This window comes from Mycolicibacterium aubagnense (assembly GCF_010730955.1).
Classification (GTDB): Bacteria; Actinomycetota; Actinomycetes; order Mycobacteriales; family Mycobacteriaceae; genus Mycobacterium; species Mycobacterium aubagnense.
In genome coordinates, this window is record NZ_AP022577.1 from 5778828 (window position 1) to 5799450 (window position 20623).

At 65.7% G+C, this 20623-nt stretch carries 23 protein-coding genes and 2 pseudogenes; 13 read left to right on the forward strand and 12 right to left on the reverse strand.

Annotation, left to right across the window (positions count from 1 at the left end; all coding sequences use genetic code 11):
* Nucleotides 1–76: 76 nt before the first annotated feature.
* The gene (ald, locus tag G6N59_RS27600) at nt 77–1183 is read right to left on the reverse strand and encodes an alanine dehydrogenase (RefSeq protein ID WP_138230102.1); all 1107 of its coding nucleotides are present in this window, start codon (nt 1181–1183) and stop codon (nt 77–79) included.
* 89 nt (nt 1184–1272) lie between these two features.
* Between ald and G6N59_RS27605 the strand changes: the two genes are divergently transcribed.
* Complete coding sequence (locus G6N59_RS27605; RefSeq protein ID WP_179970247.1) at nt 1273–1797, forward strand: HTH-type transcriptional regulator AldR; 525 nt, start codon at nt 1273–1275, stop codon at nt 1795–1797.
* 14 nt (nt 1798–1811) lie between these two features.
* On the opposite strand, the gene G6N59_RS27610 is transcribed toward G6N59_RS27605, so the two are convergent.
* On the reverse strand, nt 1812–2372 hold the full coding sequence (locus G6N59_RS27610; RefSeq protein WP_138230103.1) for a TetR family transcriptional regulator: 561 nt from the start codon (nt 2370–2372) through the stop codon (nt 1812–1814).
* Between the two features lie 112 nt (nt 2373–2484).
* Here G6N59_RS27610 and G6N59_RS27615 point away from each other — a divergent pair, with 112 nt between their 5' ends.
* Nucleotides 2485–3393, forward strand: a complete 909-nt coding sequence (locus G6N59_RS27615; protein ID WP_138230104.1) for an SDR family oxidoreductase — start codon at nt 2485–2487, stop codon at nt 3391–3393.
* 13 nt (nt 3394–3406) lie between these two features.
* Here G6N59_RS27615 and G6N59_RS27620 read toward each other — a convergent pair whose 3' ends face one another.
* Nucleotides 3407–4309 carry an NAD-dependent epimerase/dehydratase family protein gene (locus G6N59_RS27620; protein ID WP_138230105.1) on the reverse strand — a complete coding sequence of 301 codons (903 nt, stop codon included), beginning with the start codon at nt 4307–4309 and terminating at the stop codon, nt 3407–3409.
* Nucleotides 4310–4345: 36 nt separating this feature from the next.
* Between G6N59_RS27620 and dapB the strand changes: the two genes are divergently transcribed.
* From dapB to G6N59_RS27650, 6 genes and pseudogenes are all read left to right on the forward strand, one after another.
* Nucleotides 4346–5080, forward strand: coding sequence for a 4-hydroxy-tetrahydrodipicolinate reductase (dapB, locus tag G6N59_RS27625; RefSeq protein ID WP_138230106.1), 735 nt, complete (start codon nt 4346–4348; stop codon nt 5078–5080).
* Between the two features lie 10 nt (nt 5081–5090).
* Entirely contained in the window at nt 5091–5561 is a 471-nt protein-coding gene (locus tag G6N59_RS27630; RefSeq protein ID WP_138230107.1) for a tetratricopeptide repeat protein, read from the forward strand.
* Nucleotides 5558–5767, forward strand: a pseudogene (locus G6N59_RS27635) (flavodoxin family protein); the annotation flags it as partial. The gene G6N59_RS27630 and the pseudogene G6N59_RS27635, both read left to right, overlap by 4 nt.
* 119 nt (nt 5768–5886) lie before the next feature.
* Complete coding sequence (locus G6N59_RS27640) at nt 5887–6405, forward strand: hypothetical protein (protein WP_138230109.1); 519 nt, start codon at nt 5887–5889, stop codon at nt 6403–6405.
* Nucleotides 6406–6433: 28 nt separating this feature from the next.
* Complete coding sequence (locus tag G6N59_RS27645; protein ID WP_163911812.1) at nt 6434–6892, forward strand: flavodoxin family protein; 459 nt, start codon at nt 6434–6436, stop codon at nt 6890–6892.
* A gap of 64 nt (nt 6893–6956) precedes the next feature.
* Nucleotides 6957–7670, forward strand: coding sequence for a hypothetical protein (locus G6N59_RS27650; RefSeq protein WP_138230110.1), 714 nt, complete (start codon nt 6957–6959; stop codon nt 7668–7670).
* A 14-nt stretch (nt 7671–7684) separates the two neighbouring features.
* Here the strand turns inward: G6N59_RS27650 and G6N59_RS27655 are convergent, their stop codons facing one another.
* A complete protein-coding gene (locus G6N59_RS27655) occupies nt 7685–7984 on the reverse strand; it encodes a CDGP domain-containing protein (RefSeq protein ID WP_138230111.1) in 300 nt (99 codons plus the stop codon).
* Nucleotides 7985–8105: 121 nt separating this feature from the next.
* Here G6N59_RS27655 and G6N59_RS27660 point away from each other — a divergent pair, with 121 nt between their 5' ends.
* Nucleotides 8106–9467, forward strand: a complete 1362-nt coding sequence (locus tag G6N59_RS27660; RefSeq protein ID WP_138230112.1) for a hypothetical protein — start codon at nt 8106–8108, stop codon at nt 9465–9467.
* Nucleotides 9468–9477: 10 nt separating this feature from the next.
* Here G6N59_RS27660 and G6N59_RS27665 read toward each other — a convergent pair whose 3' ends face one another.
* Nucleotides 9478–9690 (reverse strand): hypothetical protein, encoded by a 213-nt coding sequence (locus G6N59_RS27665; RefSeq protein ID WP_138230113.1) that lies wholly within the window; start codon nt 9688–9690, stop codon nt 9478–9480.
* A 115-nt stretch (nt 9691–9805) separates the two neighbouring features.
* The gene (locus G6N59_RS27670) at nt 9806–10231 is read right to left on the reverse strand and encodes a PASTA domain-containing protein (RefSeq protein ID WP_163911815.1); all 426 of its coding nucleotides are present in this window, start codon (nt 10229–10231) and stop codon (nt 9806–9808) included.
* Between the two features lie 255 nt (nt 10232–10486).
* Between G6N59_RS27670 and G6N59_RS27675 the strand changes: the two genes are divergently transcribed.
* Entirely contained in the window at nt 10487–10966 is a 480-nt protein-coding gene (locus G6N59_RS27675) for a hypothetical protein (RefSeq protein WP_138230115.1), read from the forward strand.
* Here G6N59_RS27675 and G6N59_RS27680 read toward each other — a convergent pair.
* Both G6N59_RS27680 and G6N59_RS27685 read right to left on the reverse strand, forming a co-directional pair.
* Nucleotides 10960–11877, reverse strand: a complete 918-nt coding sequence (locus tag G6N59_RS27680; RefSeq protein WP_138230116.1) for an HpcH/HpaI aldolase/citrate lyase family protein — start codon at nt 11875–11877, stop codon at nt 10960–10962. The two genes, G6N59_RS27675 and G6N59_RS27680, sit on opposite strands and share 7 nt — an antisense overlap.
* Before the next feature lie 45 nt (nt 11878–11922).
* Entirely contained in the window at nt 11923–12663 is a 741-nt protein-coding gene (locus G6N59_RS27685; protein ID WP_138230117.1) for a dienelactone hydrolase family protein, read from the reverse strand.
* A 73-nt stretch (nt 12664–12736) separates the two neighbouring features.
* Here G6N59_RS27685 and G6N59_RS27690 point away from each other — a divergent pair, with 73 nt between their 5' ends.
* Both G6N59_RS27690 and G6N59_RS27695 read left to right on the forward strand, forming a co-directional pair.
* Nucleotides 12737–13537, forward strand: a complete 801-nt coding sequence (locus G6N59_RS27690; RefSeq protein WP_138230118.1) for a thymidylate synthase — start codon at nt 12737–12739, stop codon at nt 13535–13537.
* Between the two features lie 2 nt (nt 13538–13539).
* Complete coding sequence (locus tag G6N59_RS27695; protein WP_138230119.1) at nt 13540–13998, forward strand: dihydrofolate reductase; 459 nt, start codon at nt 13540–13542, stop codon at nt 13996–13998.
* A gap of 65 nt (nt 13999–14063) precedes the next feature.
* On the opposite strand, the gene G6N59_RS27700 is transcribed toward G6N59_RS27695, so the two are convergent.
* A complete protein-coding gene (locus G6N59_RS27700; RefSeq protein WP_138230120.1) occupies nt 14064–16211 on the reverse strand; it encodes a DNA gyrase subunit A in 2148 nt (715 codons plus the stop codon).
* 12 nt (nt 16212–16223) lie between these two features.
* On the reverse strand, nt 16224–18266 hold the full coding sequence (locus tag G6N59_RS27705; protein WP_138230121.1) for a toprim domain-containing protein: 2043 nt from the start codon (nt 18264–18266) through the stop codon (nt 16224–16226).
* Nucleotides 18267–18368: 102 nt separating this feature from the next.
* Between G6N59_RS27705 and G6N59_RS27710 the strand changes: the two genes are divergently transcribed.
* Nucleotides 18369–19604, forward strand: a complete 1236-nt coding sequence (locus G6N59_RS27710) for a winged helix-turn-helix domain-containing protein (RefSeq protein ID WP_407665788.1) — start codon at nt 18369–18371, stop codon at nt 19602–19604.
* A 3-nt stretch (nt 19605–19607) separates the two neighbouring features.
* On the opposite strand, the gene G6N59_RS27715 is transcribed toward G6N59_RS27710, so the two are convergent.
* Both G6N59_RS27715 and G6N59_RS27720 read right to left on the reverse strand, forming a co-directional pair.
* A complete protein-coding gene (locus tag G6N59_RS27715; RefSeq protein WP_138230122.1) occupies nt 19608–20009 on the reverse strand; it encodes a histone-like nucleoid-structuring protein Lsr2 in 402 nt (133 codons plus the stop codon).
* Nucleotides 20010–20211: 202 nt separating this feature from the next.
* A pseudogene (locus G6N59_RS27720) lies at nt 20212–20585 on the reverse strand (VOC family protein).
* Nucleotides 20586–20623 lie beyond the last annotated feature (38 nt).

Here is a 20623-nt window from a genome sequence, read left to right on the forward strand (position 1 = left end):
TGTGACGGTCATCGCCCGGCCAGCGCGACGCTGCGCGGACCGGGCGATGGGTACCAAGAATGACGAGTCAGAACCCTCAGAATTCAATGTGGCCCAGCGGCAGGTCGAGGTCCGCGGCGACCTGGCCGCAGAGCAGCTGGCCATCGTGGGTCGACAGGCCCTTGGCCAGCGCGGCGTCGTTGCGGCACGCCGCCTGCCACCCCTGGTCGGCGAGCTTGAGCACGTATGGCAGGGTCGCGTTGGTCAGCGCGTAGGTCGACGTACGCGGCACGGCGCCGGGCATGTTGGCCACGCAGTAGAAGACCGCGTCGTGCACGGCGAAGGTCGGGTCGTCGTGGGTGGTGGGCTTCGAGTCCTCGAAGCAGCCGCCCTGGTCGATCGCGATGTCAACCAACACCGAGCCTGACTTCATGTGCGCCACAGTCGAATTGGTCACGAGCTTGGGCGCCTTCGCGCCGGGGACCAGCACGGCGCCGATCACCAGGTCGGCCTGCTTGAGGGCGTCTTCCAGGTCCAGGCTCGAGGAGTACCGGGTGTGGATGCGCCCGTTGAATTCGGCGTCGATCCGTCGCAAGGTATCCAGGTTGACGTCGAAGACGGTGACCTGTGCGCCCATGCCGCTGGCGATCTGTGCCGCGTGGAAGCCCGCGGTGCCGCCACCGATGACGACGACGTTGGCGGGAGCGACGCCCGGTACGCCACCCATCAGGACGCCACGGCCGCCGTGGCTGCGCATCAGGTGGTAGGCGCCGACCTGGGCCGACAGCCGGCCTGCGACCTCGCTCATCGGGGCGAGCAGGGGTAGGCGGCCGTCGGCGGTCTGGACGGTCTCGTACGCGATCGAGGTGGTGCCCGACGCGAGCAGCGCGTCGGTGCATTCGCGCGAGGCGGCGAGGTGCAGGTAGGTGAACAGGGTCTGGCCCTGGCGCATGCGGTGGTACTCGGCCGCGATGGGCTCTTTGACCTTGAGCAGCAGATCGGACCCGGCCCAGACCTGGTCCGCGGTGGTGAGAATCTGTGCGCCGGCGGCCTTGAAGTCGTTGTCGGCGATCGCGGAACCTTCGCCGGCTCCCGCCTGGATCAGCACCTCATGGCCGTGCCTGACCAGTTCGGCGACGCCGGCCGGGGTGATGGCCACCCGGTACTCGTTGTTCTTGATTTCGGTCGGGATGCCGACGTGCATCTGCGGTTCTCCTCTGGGCGGATCAGGCGATGTCCCAAGTGTGAATAAACGTCGACTGACCTGCAATATCTGTGATTATAATTCTCTATATGGCCCAAGTGTCTGAACGATCTTCGAAAGTCGGGGTCCAAGAGGCCTTCCAGCCGAAGGATGTTCAGCCGGTTGAACTCGACGACGTCGACCGCCGGATCGTCACCGCTCTGCACGCCGACGCGCGCATGCCCAACAGTGCGCTGGCGGAGCTCGTCGGGATCGCCGCGTCGACCTGTCACGGCCGCGTCCGGCGGTTGCAGGAACTCGGGGTGATCCGCGGATTTCATGCCGACATCGACCCCGCCGCCATCGGGTTGGGGCTGCAGGCCATGATCTCGGTGAGCCTGCAGTCGGGCGCCCGCGCCCGCATTCGCGACTTCATCGCCCACATGCGGCGGCTCCCGCAGGTGATGGATGTCTACTTCCTGGCCGGCGCCGACGACTTCATCCTGCACGTCGCCGCGCGCGACACCCCGCACCTGCGTGCGTTCGTGGTGGAGCACCTCAACGCCGACGCCGATGTGGCGGGCACGCAGACGTCACTGATCTTCGAGCACCTGCGCGGCGCCTCGCCGTTGTAACCGGTTGCCGCGGTTCAGGATTGGGTCGCGGCCTTGAGCTCGGCGAGTGCCTCGCGGATGTGCTCGGCGAGGCTGCGGTCGGCCGGATCGGTGAGCCATTGGTCGAACGCCACCTTGAACACCGCGATGCCGGCCTCGGCGACCAGGCTGGCCGCGGGGTCGGCGACGCCGTGTCGCCGCAACGCGTCGCAAATGGTCGTCGCCAGTGATGCGAGCTTGATGAGTTCGCGTTCTTGCAGGCTGGGGTTGGCGCTGATCACGGCCTGGCGCTGGCGTGCATGCGGGCGACGTTCGGCGAAGAAGTCGGACAAGGATTCCAGCGCCGCTGCGACCGCATCGAGTGGTGCGGCGGCTGCGGGAGCATCGTCGATGGCCGCCGCAAGCGCCTCGGTGAGTTCGCGGCCCCGAAACAGCACCTCCCGTTTATCCGTGAAGTGCCGGAAGAAGGTGCGTTCTGTAAGGCCTGCTCGGACGGCAATCTCGGCCACCGTCGTCTCGTCGAAGCCCTGCTGCAGGTATAGCTCCAGTGCCGCCTGCTCCAGGCGGCCCTGCGCGTTCGGTTCCCAACGGCCCACGGGCGGATTGTAGGCGATGGCAGTCACTGTCACCACGAGTGATGACAGTGACTGCCGTCGGGTGTACGTTTGGTGATGTCATGGACTGACATCACTTGAGGAGCTGAAAACCATGCGCATATTCGTCACCGGCGCGAGCGGGCACATCGGGTCCGTCGTCGTCCGCGAGCTGCGGCAAGCAGGCCATCAGGTCACCGGACTGGCCAGGTCGGACGCCTCGGCGAGCGCCCTCGCCGCCGCGGGCGCGCAGGTGCACCGCGGCACTCTCGACGATCCGGACGGGCTCGCTGCCGCGGCCGCCGCCTCGGACGGCGTCATCCACCTGGCTTTCAAGCACGACTTCTCCAACTACGCCGACTCGATCGCCACTGACCTGCGCGCGGTCGAGGCCATGGGGGAGGCCCTGACGGGCTCTGGCAAGCCGTTCGTGAACACCTCGGGCACCCTGATGCTCGCCTTCGGCGAGCCGGGTCGGCTCGGTACAGAGGACGCTGCCGTCGACAGGTCGGCACCGCGGGGCGCATCTGAACTGGCCACGCTCGCGCTGGCCGAACGGGGCGTGCGGTCATCGGTGATCAGGCTCGCTCCGACGGTGCACGGGGACACCGATCACCACGGCTTCGTTCCCAGTCTCATCGAATTCGCCCGTGCGGCAGGACGATCCGGGTATCTGGGCGACGGCTCGAATCGATGGCCGGCGGTACACACGGTCGACGCCGCGCGGCTCTATCGGCTGGCGGTGGAGTCGGCGCCGGCCGGCTCGGTGTTGCACGGGGCGGCCGAACAGGGGATAGCCTTCCGCGAGATCGCACAGGCCATCGGCGATGGGTTGGGTGTCCCGGTGGAGGGGATTCCGTCCGACCAAGCTGCGGCGCAGTTCGGCTTCCTCGCAGGCTTCGCCGCGCTGGACAACCCCACATCCAGTGAACGGACCCGGGCCATGCTCGGGTGGGTTCCCGTGCAGCCGACCCTCCTCGAGGACCTCAAGGCCGGCCACTACTTCGCGCCTCAGGCGAGCTGAGGCGGACGGACAGCTAGGTGCCGACCAGCTCCGGGTGGAACTTCGTCACCAGCCGGCGCATGCCGTCGTGCCAGTCGACCGAGGTGCCGCCGATCAGCTCGTGCATGAGCGCGGTGTCCGATGGGCCGCCGCGCAGCGCATTCGGGTCCTCGACGAACACCGGTTCGCGGCCGACCAGTTCGCCGATGTAGCCGCACCATTCTTGGAGGCTGACGGTCTGATCGCCACACCAGTTCACGGTGGTGGCGGGCACCGACGCGGCGTCCAGCAGCTTGGGCAGCGTCGCAATGATGTCGTCTTCGTGGATCGGGTTATAGCGGGCCGGACCGCCCGGCGGCACCGGGATCGGGATGCCCGCCAGGATCATCTCCATGTGATAGAACGGCCAGCCGCCGTTGTCCCCGTACGGCACGTTGAACCTGGCGATCACCGCCCGCAGTCCGAGCGCGCGGGACATGGTGCGCACGACAGTCTCACCTGCGATCTTGGAGATCGAATAGGTCGGGAAGAGGTGCTTGTGGTTGTCGCCCAGAGCAGCCGACTCGGCGCGCGGCTCGTCATCCGGGGGGTCGTAGACCGCGGCCGACGACGTATGCAGGAAGGCCTTCGCCTCACGGCAGTGCGCCATGAGCAGGCCCACCGACTCCGCGTTGGCCGCGAGATCCGCGTCCCACCGGCCGCTCTTGGCCACTGCCATGTTGACCACGTAGTCGAAATCCCTTGGCAAAGTTCCGAAGTCGCCGACTTCGAGGTTGAGTGTTTCGCAGCGGACGCCGGTCTGCTCCAGGCGCTGCCGAGCGCGTGGGTCGTTGAACCGGGCGACGCCCCACACCTCGTTGTCGGCCGCCAGGGCGGTGGCGATCGGGGTGGCCACTTGTCCGGTGACTCCGGTGATGAGGATCTTGGCGCCGCGCATAGGGCTGATACTAGGACGGCAGTTAGGGTTGACCTCATGCGAGTCGGAGTTCTGGGTGCCAAGGGCAAAGTCGGTGCGACCATCGTCGAGGGTGTGGAAGCCGCCGACGATCTGACGTTCACCGTGGGGGTCGACGCCGGTGACGAGCTGAGCCTGTTCACCGACAGCGGCACCGAGGTTGTCGTCGATTTCACGCATCCCGACGTGGTGATGAACAACCTGAAGTTCCTCATCGACAACGGCATTCACGCCGTCGTCGGGACCACGGGCTTCACCGACGAGCGCCTCGCACAGGTTCGCGAATGGGTTGCCGCCAAGCCCGGCGTCGCGGTGCTGATCGCGCCGAACTTCGCCATCGGCGCGGTGCTGTCCATGCATTTCGCCAAGCAGGCCGCCCCGTTCTTCGAATCGGTCGAGGTCGTCGAGCTGCACCACCCGCAGAAGGCCGACGCCCCGTCGGGCACCGCCACTCGCACCGCACAGCTGATCGCCGAGGCGCGAAAAGGCTTGCCGCCCAACCCCGATGCGACCAGCACCGGCCTGGAGGGTGCGCGCGGTGCGGACGTCGACGGCATCCCCGTGCACTCGGTGCGGCTGCGTGGCCTGGTGGCGCACCAGGAAGTGCTGTTCGGTACCCAGGGCGAGACGCTGACCATCCGGCACGACAGCATCGACCGCACGTCGTTCGTGCCCGGCGTGCTGCTCGGTGTCCGCGAGGTTGCCAAGCACCCCGGGCTGACCATCGGCATCGAGACCCTGATGGGGCTGTGACGGACCGGTGATGACCAAACCGAGTTCGCAGGTATTCCGTATCCAGCTGGTCGTCGCATTCCTGTGCGTGGCGCTGGTGGTCTACTTCGTGATGCTCGGGCGCTCCGGCGTCATCCTCATGCAATCGGGGGAGCCCGCGGCGATCGGCCTCGGCATCGGCATCTTCGTGCTGCCGCTGATCGGCCTGTGGGCCATGGTTGCCACCTTGCGCGCCGGGTTCGCGCACCAGCGGCTGGCCCGGCTGGCGCACGACGAGGGCGTCGAGCTCGACATCAGTGAGCTCCCCAAGCGCCCGTCCGGCCGCATCGAACGCGACGCCGCCGACGCCCTGTTCGAATCGGTGCGGGACGAGGTCGAAGCAAGCCCCGACGATTGGCGGGGGTGGTACCGCCTGGCCCGGGCGTACGACTATGCGGGGGACCGGAGCCGAGCTCGGGAGACGATTCGCAAAGCCGTCCGACTGGAGCAGGCATCGCGATGAAACTCCTTGTCGTGCACCACACTCCGTCTCCGTACTGCCAGGAGATGTTCGAGGCGGTGCTGGCCGGAGCGACGGACCCCGAGATCGAGGGTGTCGATGTGGTGCGCCGCCCGGCGCTGACGCTGTCCGCGACCGACGTGCTGGAAGCCGACGGCTACCTCTTGAGCTCGCCGGCGAATCTGGGGAATATATCCGGGGCTTCGAAGCAATATTTAGTCAACTACAGGTCTATTAGTGTCTAGCATCTGGCTTTGACGCGACATCATCCACCCAGTCCGACCGGATTGGAGCCTGCGTCAGCTGCCTCGCACATATGCTGTCGCGCATGCACTGGACGGCTGCCAATGCTGCAATTGTGATCTCCGTGTGTTCGTTCGTCGTCAGTGCGGCGAGCCTGCGGTACACGCACGTCTCGAAGAAGCGTGAACTGTTCGTCAAGGTGTTCGACGAACTGCTGGAACCTGATCGCCAGCGTGGTCGCCAGGTTGTGTTCGAGTGGTGCGAACGCGGAGTGCGCTTCGAGTGTGGCCAACGCGGGCATTCATTGCAAGCATCATCGGAAGAAATGCGGAAGGCGAATCATGCGCTGTCGTGGTTCGAGCTGATGGCCTATCTCTGTATGAAGGGCCACATCTCACGCAGGGATTCGAGGAAGGTCTGGGGTGTAGGTGCGGTGCGTACATATCGGGCGGCCGCGAAGTGCAATTTTGTCGAGTTCCGCAATTATCAACACGGCCAAGAAATCTGGCCTCATCTCCGTGAGTTTGTGACGATGGCGGAACTCAAACGCATCGTGGCGGCACCGCCCAAACCTATTGAAACGCCGACCGACACGCTCGCATGATCCAGTAAAGCGTTTGGAGGAACCGCTGGTGTCCCGTCGCCTGCTGATCATTCATCACACCCCGTCGCCACACTGCCAAGAGATGTTCGAGGCAGTGCTGGCGGGGGCTACAGATCCGGAGATTGAGGGCGTAGAGGTGGTGCGCCGCCCTGCACTGACGTGCTCACCCACCGATGCGCTGGAAGCCGACGGCTATCTGATCGGCAGCCCCGCGAACCTCGGTTATCTCAGCGGCGCTGTGAAACACGCCTTCGACCAGTTGTACTACCCGTGTCTTGACGCAACGCGGGGGAGACCGTTCGGGGTCTGGCTGCACGGCAACGAGGGCACCGAAGGCGCCGAGCGCGCGGTGGACAGCATCACCACCGGGCTGGGCTGGGAGCGGGCAGCGGCGACCGTCATCGTGTCCGGCAAGCCGACCAAGGTAGACGTTGAGGCGTGCTGGAACCTCGGTGCGACCGTGGCTGCGACGTTGATGGAGGCGTGATGGTGTGGATCGATGACGATTGGGTGGAGCTCAGTACCCAAACACGTTCTCGGCAGGGTGAGAAATGAGCGGGTGGGTAGCCGCAGTCGGTGCCGTGCTCTCCGCGCTAATTGCTTCTGTCGCCCTGGCAGTTGCACTCCGCGCCAAGGAGGTTGCTGAGAGTGCCAACAAGATTGCAAATCAGGGCAATGATCTTGCCCAGACCGCCAATGGGGTCGCTGAGGCGGGTAATGCGCTGGCCCAGTCTGCGAACGAAACTGCCGCGAACGCCCTCGGCGAGGCCGAGAAGGCGAACGAGATCGCCTCGGCGTCGAACCGACTCGCTGGTGATGCGAACGAGATCGCCGAGCGTGCGTTGCGCGTGGCTCAAGATGATGTCCCGTACAAGTGGGTGCTGTGTGTTGGGGACGACGGAAATGCTGTCGTGACCAACGACTGCGGACATCACGCCCTTCAGGTGACCGTCGCGCTGGAAAGCGGCGGTCGAGTCATAGCGGAGCATGCGGTTGAAGATTTTGACCCTTTCGGCAAGATCACGCTCGACGTATGGGGCGTACTGGGGCAGCATTTCGAGACCGTGCGCAGTCACCCAGTTGTGCACGCCCATAGGGAGGGCGGATTGGTCTTTGCGGGGCGGAACGGCGAGCCCGTCTGTATCACTTTCCGTGCCCATATGCGTTGGCGAACCGAGCAGGACATTCCCCGCACGAGTGTGGTCAAAGAAGTCCTCTGCCACCAGATGACCCACGACGGGCTGAAGCGGGTTACGGACGACTGACGTCCAACTGGGGCCTATGGATAGACGTGGTACTGCGGTTGCGCGATGGGCACCGGTGGCCACGGCTGTGAAGGACCAACGGGGAAGCATTTCCCCATCGCCGGGGTGACGTTCTGCACCTGCCCGAGCGGCCCGTAGGTCGCCAAGGCGTCGGAGTGCCAGCAGCGGTCCCACGTGCCGTCGGGTCGGATGGGACCGTCGCAGTACTGGACGCCCAGCATGTTCGTTTCGCACCCAGCGCTGGCGGACGCGGCGAACATCAGTCCCGCGGTGGATAGCGTGGCGGCACTCACAGCTACAAGAAAGCGGTTCATTGGCGAACTGTAACGTCGCGATCAGGAACTATACAGGCTAATGCTAGCCATTTGTCAGGGCTGCGGGGGCGTCGCAGCGCGTCCGCCCGGAGATGTCGGTAGAGAGGCCTACATTGCCAGCATGACTGAGCCTAGCGGCGGCGCACCAAACAACGCCGATGGCGACGATTCGGACGACCAGGAATTAACCAACTGGATTGCCTGGCTGTATGAGTATGTCGCTGGACTTCACGGCCTTCCAGGAGAGTTGGCTATCGATTTCTGCGGGGCCGCACTTGAGGTGGTGCAATCGGCGTTTACCGAAAACCCGCCGAAGGCTCGAAGTAGAGCGGCACTTGTCGTATTGGGTACAACACGGGTCATTGCACAGGTGATGACAGCTGCGGCACTGGATGAGCGAATCACGCGCCACGCCGCGGAGGCGGCGCTGCATGCTGCGCTAGACGGCGTGAGGAACGACGCGCGGTCATGGGCTGAAAGCGGTCCGCTCTCCGAGGCTGAAGTCGAAGCAGCAATCCAGGCGTGGAGAACGACAATGCAGCAAAGCAAAGATGCTGCGGATGAGCAGATCGCTGCGGACGCTGCGGCCGATGCGTACGCAGTGGAACACCCCTACGGCGCGATCCTCGGATATCAAGACCCAACTGTGGAGGCTGACATCATCTTCACCCAGGTGTGCGAGTTCACCGCCGAGGAGAACAACCGATATAGCGACGCATACGACCGTCTAAGACGGCTGGTCGACCAAGACCTGTTCAGCTACGTGTCTGATGCGAGCGATATTTTTCTTAACGTTGTGTGCGGCGTTCTACGCGAGGTGCAAGACCAGACGTTTTCATTGTCGAACATGGCCGAATCGCATGAACGTATTCGTCGAATCCGGTCAGCATTAATCGGATTCACCAGCTCGCTAAAAATCCATCAAGACCAGACGTACTACCAGGTAAAGCGCAAGTTCGGTAACGAGTCAGACGAACACAAGGCGGTGCGAAAGCTGTTTCACGGCATCTACTCTGGCTGTTTCGAGTATCGCTGGCTCATCGAATTGCGGCACGTGATGCTGCATTTGAATATGGATGCTTTCACGGTCAACCTGACGGCCAGAATGCATGATGAGGCGACGATTGAACTTGGAATGAGCCGCTACTGGATGGCGAAGTCATCGGGCATCATGGAGAAGGCTTACAAGCGCACCGAGTTGGAGGGCATGACTTCCGATCCGAGCGTGCTCGACATGATCACGCAACTACCGTCTGAGTTCGGCAAGCTGCAGGATGCCATTGATGCGATCATGTTCCCTGCCAGTGAGGTTGCCGCAGATACGGCAACCGTGCGTGAGTTGATTGGGCGGTTTAGCGGTCGGCACGGCATGTACGCACTTCAGACTGGGCCGGGATTCACGTGGACCTATAGGCACCCGTCGTTCTCGCAACTCGATCCGCGCGTCTTGGCCTTCGCAGACCACTATGAGCAGCCGGACTAAGAACTTTCCTTCAACGACCTAAGGGCTGCGCCCACTGGGTGGCGTAGCGGTGTAGCGGGCTGGCGCCTATTCGGGGAATTCTGCGCTGACCCATGCTGTCGCCAAGTCGGCCAATGGGCGCGCCGATCTGCACGTCGGCACCGGCGGCCTTGGCCAGGGTGTCGAACGCGATGACCGCGGCGGCCACTTGGTCGGGCTGGATGTATCCCGCCTGCCATGACACCGCTGCCGCCTCGGATGCCGGGTGATGGCCAATCCGCCGGAACCGGCCGGTCTCCATTGCTTGGAGCAGCGGGGCCGACCGGGCGACGGCACCGCCCTTGCCGTGGGTGCACGCCTCATGGTTTCGTCACCTTCACAATGACTGGGTCGGATGCCTGTACCTGCGAGCCCGGTGTGGGCTCGATGGAAACCACAGTCCAGTTTTTCGGCAGGAACACGTTCGAGTAATCGGGATTGGCGGAGCTGAGTTCGACGTTCGTTAGTCCAAGAGCTTCGAGTTTGCTCTTCGCGATCGCGGCGTTTGTGCCAGCCGCGATGTCGGGAATGGTGATCCCGCTCTTCGCGGGGACCGTAGCGGCAGGCGCAACCGAAGCTGCCGGCGTGGGCCCGGCAACCGTCACGGTGCTGGGAGCGACGGTGACTGTGCTCGGGGAGGCGGTGACGGTTGACGGTGCCGAAGAGTTCGACCCTCCGCAGGCGGTCAACGTGACCGTGGCGAATGAAGCGGCGGCGAGCAGGCAAATGGTGCGAGAGAGAATCACAGACGAGGACACTACTAATTCGACAGTAAATTTTCAGCAAATTGACAGGAGTTAGCGTCCTCGTAGTGGGTCATGTTCGTTGGAGCGGCCGGCGGGCTGGTCAACATCTGTTGGTGGACCCAGATAGCAAGTGTCACAGGAGAACCCGATGCACCGGGATCGGCTAGCGCAGACGCGCTCCGTCGTACGAAGGAGCAACGCTCGTACTGTCGGCTAGGGTGATTGACGTTTGCGTCGATCAGTGAGGAGCCCGCCATGGGAATCGCGGACCTGGCATTGGGAGCCGCGCCGCTGGCTGGAGGCGCGCTGCTCGGAGCTGTCGCGGGCAACCTGAAGCCGCCGGACGTGCGTGCCGCGATCAAGGCCGACATGGACCTGCTGGACCGTATTCCGGCCGAGCAGACCGAGCGTCGTGCCGAGTTGCAACGCACGATCGACATGCGGATCGACGAGCTGATCAGTGCCGTCGACCGCAGCCGTCAGCTCAAGTCGACGGCGATCGGCTACGCGTTCAACCGCGAGGGCCGACTGCGCGACATCCTGGTCTTCATCTTGGCCGTGTTGTTCACCATCATCTGGTGGAACCTCAAGCACTCCCGCACCGGTTGGCTGCCGATGTTCGTTGCGCTGATCGTCTTTACCGCGTTGTCCGGTTGGTACGCGTTTCGCGGCGTCGTCCGGGCGTTCTCGTCAGTGCTGCGCCGGGACAAGAAGGCCGGGGACTCCGCTCAGTAGTGGTAGGTGTCCGACGGTGCCGACACGTGGTCGGGGTCGTCGCCGAACATCGACGGATGAATGCCGTACGCCTTCGCCAGATCCAGGATCTTGTTGGCGCGGGCGATACGCGGCAGGTCCGAGCCATTGCGGATTTCGCCGCCGTCGCGCTCGAACTCCGCGAAAAACTCCTGCGCCCAGGCAATTTCGTCCAGTGACGGGGACAGTCCCTCGTTGACCGTCCCGCACTGCTCGGGGGTCAGGCAGATCTTGCCCGTCATACCGAACTCGATGGACACCGCGGTGGCCTCGCTGAGCTTGCGGCTGCTGGACCCGATGGTGGGGCCGTCGATGGCGCCGGGCAGATGCGCCGCCTTGGCGGCGATGGTGAACCGCGACCGTGCGTAGGCCAGCGTCGCCGGGTTGTCGCCGAAGCCGGTGTCACGTCGGAAGTCGCCGATACCGAACGCCAGCCGGAACGTGCCCTTGGCCGACGCGATCTCGGTGATGCGCTCGAGTCCGCGGGCCGTCTCCACCAGTGCGACGATCGGCACGTTGGGCAGCCGTTTGGCGGTCTCGGTGACGTGGTCGACGGACTCGACCATCGCCAGCATGATGCCGCCGACCGCGGTCTTCGACAGCATCTCCAGGTCATCGGCCCACCAGGGAGTGCCGAAGCCGTTGACGCGGATCCAGTCGGTGTTGCCGTCGCCGAGCCAGCGGGCCGCGTTGTCCCGCGCTGCGTCCTTGTCCTTGGGCGCTACCGCGTCCTCGATGTCGAGGATGACGATGTCCGCGGGGGACCGGGTAGCCGGCGAGAATCGGTCGAACTGCGCTCCGTTGACCAGCAGCCAGCTGCGCGCCAATACCGGGTCCAACCGGGAGCCGTGCTCGTTGGCGTCGGGTTCGTAGGTGCTGGTCTGGTCATACACACGTCAATCGTCCCGCACGGCGGGAGCTGCACCGGCCCCGGGGGGTTACTTCAGCGCCGCGCCGAACACCCGTTCCATCGCGTCCCAGTGCCGCTGGGCCGCGGCCTCGTCGTAGGCGCCGACGTTGTCGGGCACCGCGAAGCCGTGGGCGGCCGGGTAGAACTCGACGGTGTGCTCGACGCCGGCGTCGGTCAGTGCCCGCTCCAGGATCTCGCCCTGCTCGGCGGTGAAGGACGCGTCGTTCTCGGCCGCACCCACGTAGACGACCGCGCTGATCCGGTCGGCGTTGAGGTGCGGGCTGTCATCGGTGTCGGTGACCAGTCCGCCGCCATGGAACGACATCGCCGCGGCGACGCGATCCGGCAGCTTGCCCGCGATGACGAACGAGGTGCGGCCACCCATGCAGTAGCCGGTGGTGCCGAACTTGTCGCCTTGAACGTCTGCGCGTCGGGTCAAATAGTCGAAGAAGGCGCCGGCGTCGGCGGCCATGATGTCCTGCGTGACCTTGCGCATCATCCCGAACAGCCGCGCCCGCTCGGTCTCGTCGGAGAATGCGATGACCATGTCGAACGGAGCCCACCCGGCGTCGCGGTAGTAGATGTCCGGCACCAGCACCACATAGCCCAGACCGGCCAGTCGTGCGGCCATGTCGTCAAAGGTCTGCCGTGGGCCGCCGGCGTCGGGGTACATGACCACCGCGGGCCACGGGCCGGTGCCCTCCGGTGTCGCGACGGTGATGGCACAGGTGCCGTCGGCGGTGGTGATGGTGTCCTTGGTGATCGGCATGGCTTGTATATCTCCCGTCGCTTCGCTCGCCCTTCAAGTTCTACTCCCGCAGTCCCGCACGTAAGCTGGCGGCGTGGCTGTGCCGACTCCTTACGAAGACCTGCTGCGCCTCGTGCTCGAGCAGGGCACGCCCAAATCCGATCGCACCGGTACCGGCACCCGGAGCCTGTTCGGCCACCAGCTGCGTTACGACCTGGCCGCCGGGTTCCCACTCCTGACCACCAAGAAGGTGCACACCAAGTCGGTGATCTACGAGCTGCTGTGGTTCCTGCGCGGCGACTCGAACGTGCGGTGGCTCCAGGAACGCGGCGTGACCATCTGGGACGAATGGGCCTCGGAGACAGGCGAACTGGGGCCCGTGTACGGCGTCCAGTGGCGGTCCTGGCCGACGCCGTCCGGCGAGCAGATCGATCAGATCAGCGCGGCGCTCGAGATGCTGAAGACCAACCCGGACAGCCGGCGCAACATCGTCTCGGCGTGGAACGTCGGCGAGATCGCCCAGATGGCGCTGCCGCCGTGCCACGCGCTGTTCCAGTTCTACGTCGCCGACGGCAAGCTGAGCTGCCAGCTGTACCAGCGCAGCGCCGACCTGTTCCTGGGCGTGCCGTTCAACATCGCCTCGTACGCGCTGCTGACGCACATGATGGCCGCCCAGGCGGGCCTCGAGGTCGGCGAATTCGTCTGGACCGGCGGCGACTGCCACATCTACGACAACCACGTCGAACAGGTACAGCTGCAGCTCTCCCGTGAGCCCCGGCCATACCCGGAACTCGTTCTGGCGCCCCGTGATTCGATCTTCGACTACCAGTACGACGACATCGCGATCGTCAACTACGACCCACACCCGGCGATCAAGGCACCGGTGGCGGTCTAGCGGTGAAGCTGATCTGGGCCCAGGGCAACGGCGGCGTCATCGGCCGTGGCAATGACATCCCCTGGCAGCTGCCCGAAGACATGGCCCGGTTCAAAGAACTGACACTCGGGCAGAGCGTCGTGATGGGCCGGCTCACCTGGGAATCGCTGCCGGCCCGGTTCCGCCCGTTGCCCGGCCGCCGAAACATCGTGGTCAGCCGAGACGGCGGGTACGTCGCCGAGGGCGCGGAGGTCGTGACAGCGCTGCCCGCCGAGGTCGGCGGCTGGGTCATCGGTGGGTCGCAGCTGTACGCACTGGCGCTGCCGTCAGCGACGCAGTGCGAGGTCACCGAGATCGACCTCGACGTGCCCGATGGTGACGCGTTCGCACCGGTGCTCGACGACTCGTGGCGCGTCACGCACGGGGAGTGGCTGACCAGCAAGACCGGCCTCCGGTACCGGTTCTGCACCTATCAGCGGTAACCGGCGAGCCATAGCGGCGACGGTCAGGTCGGCTTCGAAACCGGGTCAGTCGAACCCCGTCGTACCTACCCCTCGGCGGGAGTCACGTCCGCACCCGTGCCCTTCACCGACGACTTCGCGCGCTTCTCGGCGCGTACCGCCTTGCCGTTGCGCACGAACCCTGTGGGGGAGGCCGATGCCGACATCAGGGCGTTCTCGCCGCTCACGAACGGGTGGAACCCGATGCCCGCGCCGCCGCGGCCCTTGACCGGGATGTCGGCGACTTCGGTTACCTTCCAACCCTTTTCAGAGGTCGACAGGATTGCTTCGCCATTCCCGCACGTGATCGGCAGGGCGGCGATCACAGCGTCTTCTGGGTCACCCGCCACCAGCTTCACCCCGGCCACGCCGTTGCCTGCTGCGCCTTGCGGATTCACCGCGGCGGGGTCGATGCGCAGAATCTTCCCGCGCCGCGTCACCAACGCCAGGTGATAGCCAGAGGGCAGCACGCCCGAGCGCAGCAGCCCGGTGATGTCCGGGGCCACCGGGATGTCGCGGGTCTTGAACGGTAGGCCGTTGCCGTTGGTGAACTTGACGCGCCCGTCGGTCCACACCGCCCAACCCAGTCCCGAGGTGAGCAGGTCGCCGTGCGTGTCGGAGAACACGCCCCGATCGTCAAGTCGCCAGTTGGCGTTGACTTTTCGTTCGCGGGGACCATCCTCGTCGGAGCTCGACGCCGTCGGGGTGGCGTCGAGGTCCAGGACGGTGCGGCGGTCGAATTCGGGCCCGGCGAACAGCTTCGCCGTCTCCTTCAGTTCGTTGTCGATCACGACCCGCCGGGCGTCCGGATTCGACACGAGTTCGGTCAGCTCGGCGAATTCCGCGTCCAGCTTGTCCGCTTCGGCCTGTAGTTCGATGACGTCGAGCTTCGTCAGTCGCCGAAGTTGCAGGGCCAGAACGTAATTGGCCTGCTCTTCGTCGATCTCGAAGTGTGCCTGCAGCCCCCGGCGCGCATCGTCGACGCTGTCGGATGCGCGGATGATCGCCACGGCGGTGTCGATATCGAGGTGGATCTTCATCAGGCCGGACACCAGGTGCCGGCGGGCGGTGACCTTCTCCAGCCGGTACTGGCTGCGGTGCAGCACCACGGAATCGCGCAGGTGCAGGAACGCGCCGATCAGCTCCCGCACCGTCCACCAGCGCGGTACCCGGTCCTCGTCGAGCGCGACGAGGCTGGCGGCGAACGTCGACTCCAGCGGGGTCAACGCGAGCAGCTGGTCTCGGATGGTTTCGGCGGCGTGCCCGCGTTTGGCGGTGACGACGATCCGCAACCCGTTACGGCGGTCGGTCAGGTCGGACATGTCGGCCACTCCGGCGAGCTCGCCCGACTCGACGAGCGCCCGGATCCGGTCCTGCACAGTGTTGCTCGCGACACCGGGCGGTAGTTCGGTGATGATGACGTTCTTGCCGTCGACCGACAAGGTGCCGCGGACGGTGAGCGCGCCCCGGCCGGTGGTGAGGTACTCGCGCAGGCCGCCGGTGCCGACCACTGTCGACCCGCAGCCCCAGTCGGGGCCGGGAATGAGTTTGGCAAGCCGGTCGTCGGTCATGTTCGGGGTTTTCAGCAGAGCCCGGCAGGCCGCCATCACCTCACGCGGGTTGTGCGCGGGCACCTTGGTGGCCCAGCCTTCGGCGATACCGACGGCGCCGTTGCAGAGCAGTACCGGCCACTGGGCCGGCAGCATCGTGGGCTCGATCCATTCCCCGTCGAAGGTGGGCACCATCGGGACGGCGTGGTCGTCGAGTTCGGCGGTCAGTGCCGCGCCGGGCGCCGACAGTCGCATCTCGGTGTACCGGTCGGCGGCGGGAATGTCGCCCTGGATGCGCGGGAAAGCGCCTTGTCCGTCAATGACTTTCACACGCTGGAACTCGGCGGCCATCAGCGCCGCGGCGCCGTACATCGACGCGCCGCCGTGCGGGTGCAGGTTGCCGGTGACGGCCGAGCAGACCTTCGAGGACTTCTGCGGCTTGTTGCCGGGGAGGAGCTTCGAGTCGTGCATCTGGTACAGCAGCCGGCGCTGGCCGGGCTTGAGGCCGTCGAACGCCGACGGAATGGCGCGGTCGCTGACGCTGTAGAGCGCGAACGTCAGCTGGTAGTGGTTCCAGTAGTCGTCGGCGCTCTGGTCGAGGACCAGGTCCTGATTCTGTTCAGGAACGTCCAGGGTCGAGGTCACAATTGACTCTTTCTAGTCCAGATCCAGCGCAAGGGTGTCGACACGGGAGGCCACATCGGCCATCCACGAACGCCGGCCCTCCGGCGGCCCGCCGAACAGGGTGTGATGCAACTTCTTGTCACTGTCATCGAGGTGCACGCGAATCACGGTGCGCCGCTCCGGATCCAGCACGGTGTTCCAGAAGTCGTCGGCGTCCATCTCACCGAGACCCTTGTTGCGCTGGACCTCCACTCTGCGTTTGGACCGGGCCTTCAATTCGGCGACAGCGGTGTCGCGCTCGGATTCGTCCTGGCAGTAGATGCGCTCCTGGCCGTCCTTGACCACGAAAAGCGGGGGCAGCGTCACGTAGACCATGCCGGCCGCGACGAGTGGGCGGTAGAAATCCAGGAACATCGAGATCAGGCTCGAGTTGATGTTGCCGCCGTCGGGGTCGGCGTCGGACGCGAACAGGATGCGGTCGTAGCGGCACTGTTCGGGATCACAGTTGTCGCGCACGCCGCAGCCCAGGATGCGTTCGATGGAATCGAACTCGTCCTTGACCCGGGCCTTGTTCACGGTGAAGCCGTAGACGTTGGGCGGCTTCCCTTTCAGCGGGAAGGCCGCCTGGAAGGTGGCGTCGCGTGCCGCCTTGATGGTGCCCAGCGCCGAGTCGCCCTCACACAGGAACAATTCGGCGCCCGAACCGCGGCCCGTTTCCCGGCTGGGCAGCAGCTTCGGAGGCAGCGACAGGTTGGTGCCCAGGCCCTTCGCTTTCGACGCCGCTCGGGAGCGCGCTTTGGCGCCCTCGGCGCTGCGACGTGCCCGGGCCGACTCCAGCGCCAGCTTCGTCCACAGCGACACCGTCTCGCTGTTGGCGGGGTTTGCTGCCCACACGTTGACGCTGCGCGCCACATCGGGTGCCATCGCGACGTTCAGCGAGCGTGAGGAGACCGCGGTCTTGGCCTGGGAATCCCAGCCCACGTCCGGGGCGCGGGTATCGACGGCCAGCGCGGTGACGGCCGCGAAGTCCTGTGGCTCCGGGCCGTCTTCACCCTTGGCCAGGCCCAGATCGCGGATGCGGGACGCACGATCGGCCAGCGCCTCCGACAGGCCCTTGATCGCGGCGGTCAGGTGCGAGCCGCCGCCCGGGGTGCGGACGGTGTTGCAGAACGCGGCCACCGTGATCGGCTCGGCGGGTCCGGCGGTCAGAGACCAGCGGAACGGCGTGGCGCCGCGTCCGGTGGTGTATTCACCGCGGCCCTCCACCACGGCACGCACCGGCGGCAGGGGAGTGCCGGCCGAGGTGCACATGAGGTCCAGCAGCGCTTCGGTGCCCCACGGGCCGTTGAACTGTTCGAGCAGGACTGCTGGAATCTCCGTGCCGGGCCAGCCCTCGTCGACGACGGTCAGGTGCACGCCGGGACACATCCGGGCGGCGGCGTGGGCGCGCAGCAGTACCTCGGCGATGTCCACGCTGGCGTCCGGCACGACAGCCTGGTCGAACAGGATGCGCACCGTGGTGCCGTGGGCGTCGGGCTTGCGGTTGCCCGTGCCGCGCAGCTTCTGGTTGTCGACCCGGGTGAAAGGTGCATTTGCATCGAACGCCTGGCCCCCGCCGCCCTCGAACGTGCCGGGGTAGCCGTGGCCGAAACTCTGCAGGTACGTCTTGCCGGCGCGGCGCACGGTGACGTCGGTGCGCGCGGAGATGAACACCGCCGCAGCGGCGCCGATGCCGTTGAGGCCGGCCCCGGTGCTGGTGGCGTCGGTGTGCGCGGAGAACTTGCCGCCGGCCCGCGCCGTGCCGAGGGTCTTGACGATGCCGTTCTTGCCGGTCACAGGATCGGAGTCGATGGGCAGGCCGCGTCCGTCGTCGGCGACGCTGACCGAGCCGTCGGCATGCAGGGTGATGGTGACGGTGGACCCGCCGTGGCTGGGGTCGGCGACCTCTTCGACCGCGTTGTCCACCAGCTCGCGCAGGGCGGTGTTGAGCACGTCAAGGCCCAGGTTGACCGCCGGTCGCAGGCGGGTGTGCTGGACGTCGTCGAGCTCGGTGATGTCCGCAGCGTTGTAGCTCACTGCTGGTCCTTTCCGTCAGGGCCGGGCGTGAAGCACCCGATGCCCCAATACAGGGTGTGCCGCAGGAATGGTAGGCGGTGGAGCCGACAACCTTGCAGATCCATGCGCGAATTTGTCGGTGGTCTGCGCCACGATGTGACAGTGGCAGTACTCACCACGGTCCAGGCCCGTCGCATCGCCGTCGCCGCCCAGGGCCTTCACGGGCCCAAGCCGGCCGGTCCGGTAACCCGGGCGCACCTGAAACGTCTGATGTCCAGAATACAAGTGCTGCAATTGGATTCGGTATCGGTCTCGGTGCGGGCGCACTATGCGCCGGTATTCAGCCGGCTCGGGCCATACGACCGGGACGCGCTCGACGGGCTGGCCTGGAGCCACAGCGCGCGGTCGCCGCGGCAATTCATCGAATATTGGGCGCACGAGGCGGCATTGCTGCCGGTCGAGGACTGGCCGCTGCTGCGCTGGCGCATGCGGGAATACACCCACGGCCGCTGGGGCACCGAAATCGTCAAGCGCAACGGTGAGCTGGCCGAGAAGATCGTCGCCGCCGTCGCCGAACTCGGGCCGTCGACCGCGGGCCAGATCGAGGCCCACCTGGAAGCCGAACCCCGTGGCGCCAAGGGGCCGTGGTGGGGACGCAGTGACACCAAATGGGTGGCTGAAGCGCTGTGGTCGTCGGGCGTGCTCACCACCGCCACCCGCGTCGGTTTCGCCCGGCACTATGACCTGGTCGAACGGGTGCTGCCACCGGAGGTGCTGGCCCGGGAAGTCTCCGACGACGAAGCCGTCCGGCAGTTGGTGCTCAAGGCGGCCGGCGCTCTGGGTGTAGGGACCGAGGCCGACATTCGCGACTATTTCCGGCTGGGCGCCCGGCAGGTCAAGCCGGCGTTGGCGGCGTTGGTCGCAGCGGGAGAGTTGGAACCTGTCGACGTTGACGGAACCCCGGCGTACCTGCGCGCCGGGCAGCCGGTGCCGCGGCGCGACCGCGGGACGGCGTTGCTGTGCCCGTTCGACCCGCTGATCTTCTTCCGGCCGAGAGTTGAGCGGCTGTTCGGGTTCCACTACCGGATCGAGATCTACACGCCGGCGCCCAAGCGCCAATTCGGTTACTACGTCTGGCCTTTCCTGCTCGACGGCCAGCTGGTGGGGCGCGTCGACCTGAAACGTACTGGCGACGCACTGCATGTCGTCGGTGCGTTCGCCGAGGACGGCCAAGACCGCCGGCGGGTGGCCGCGGCCCTGGCCCCCGAGCTGACGTCGATGGCGACGTGGCTCGGGGTCGACGACGTGAGCGTCGGGGAGCGCGGAGATCTAGTCGCCGAGCTGGGTCGACAGTTTTAGCGCCTAGTTCGCGGCGTGGTACGCCTCGACGATGTCCGCCTTGATGCGGCCGCGGGCCGCGACGTCGTAGCCGTTGTCCTGCGCCCATTCGCGGATGGCGGCGAGCTGTTCCTTCGTTGACGCGCTCTTGCCGGCTTTCTTCGCGCGACCACGGGACGTGCCGTTCTTGGCGGCGCGGCTGCTGGGTTCTGCGGGCTTCTGGGTCCGTGAGCGACGGCCGCCGACCCTGGTGGCGGCGTCCAGATAGGGCGCCAGCGCCTTTTCGAATTTCGCCACGTTCGCAGCGGAAAGATCGATCTGGTAATCAACCCCACGTACCGAGAAGTTAATACGCTCACCGGTGTCATCGGTGAGTTCAGTGCCGTTGATATCGTCAACAAGCTGGACGACAATGCGTTCGGCCACGAATGATCTCCTTTATCGGGGGTGTTCGGCCGGAAGTGTAACGATAAAAACTGAGGATGGCACCCCGGTGTCGTGATTACCGGTAGTCCGGCGTCGGTTCAGGTCTTTTTTTGCGCGGCAATCCGCTGAATATCGGAATTTGAATTCACGGTAATTGCCACGGCCCCAAGCTGATTCGGCGCGCGTCCACATCCGGACGCGATCAGTCCACGTCGTGGTGGCACACCGCTTCCAGCATGATCCCGAACGGGTCCAGCCAGAACATGGCGAAGTAGGGCGACGGATATTGGGGGAACGACTGTGGCTCGTGCACTACCTCGCCGCCGGCCCGCGGGACGAACTGATGGACGGGCTCAACCGCCGATCGGGTCTTGACCATTAAGGCAAGGTGCTGCAGGCCGGTGCGGTGCCGGCTGTAGTCGCCGGGGTCTGCGGTGGGATAGAAGAACAGGAAGGTGCCAGGTTTGCCACCGGCGGGGTGAAAGGCGAACTCGTCGGCGGAAGCGATGAATGGTTCAAAACGACCAGTGGCATGAATTCGTCATAGTAATTCTTCGCCCTTGCAAGATCGCGCACGTTGACGCGAGACGACCGAGCACTTTCCGACTCTGATG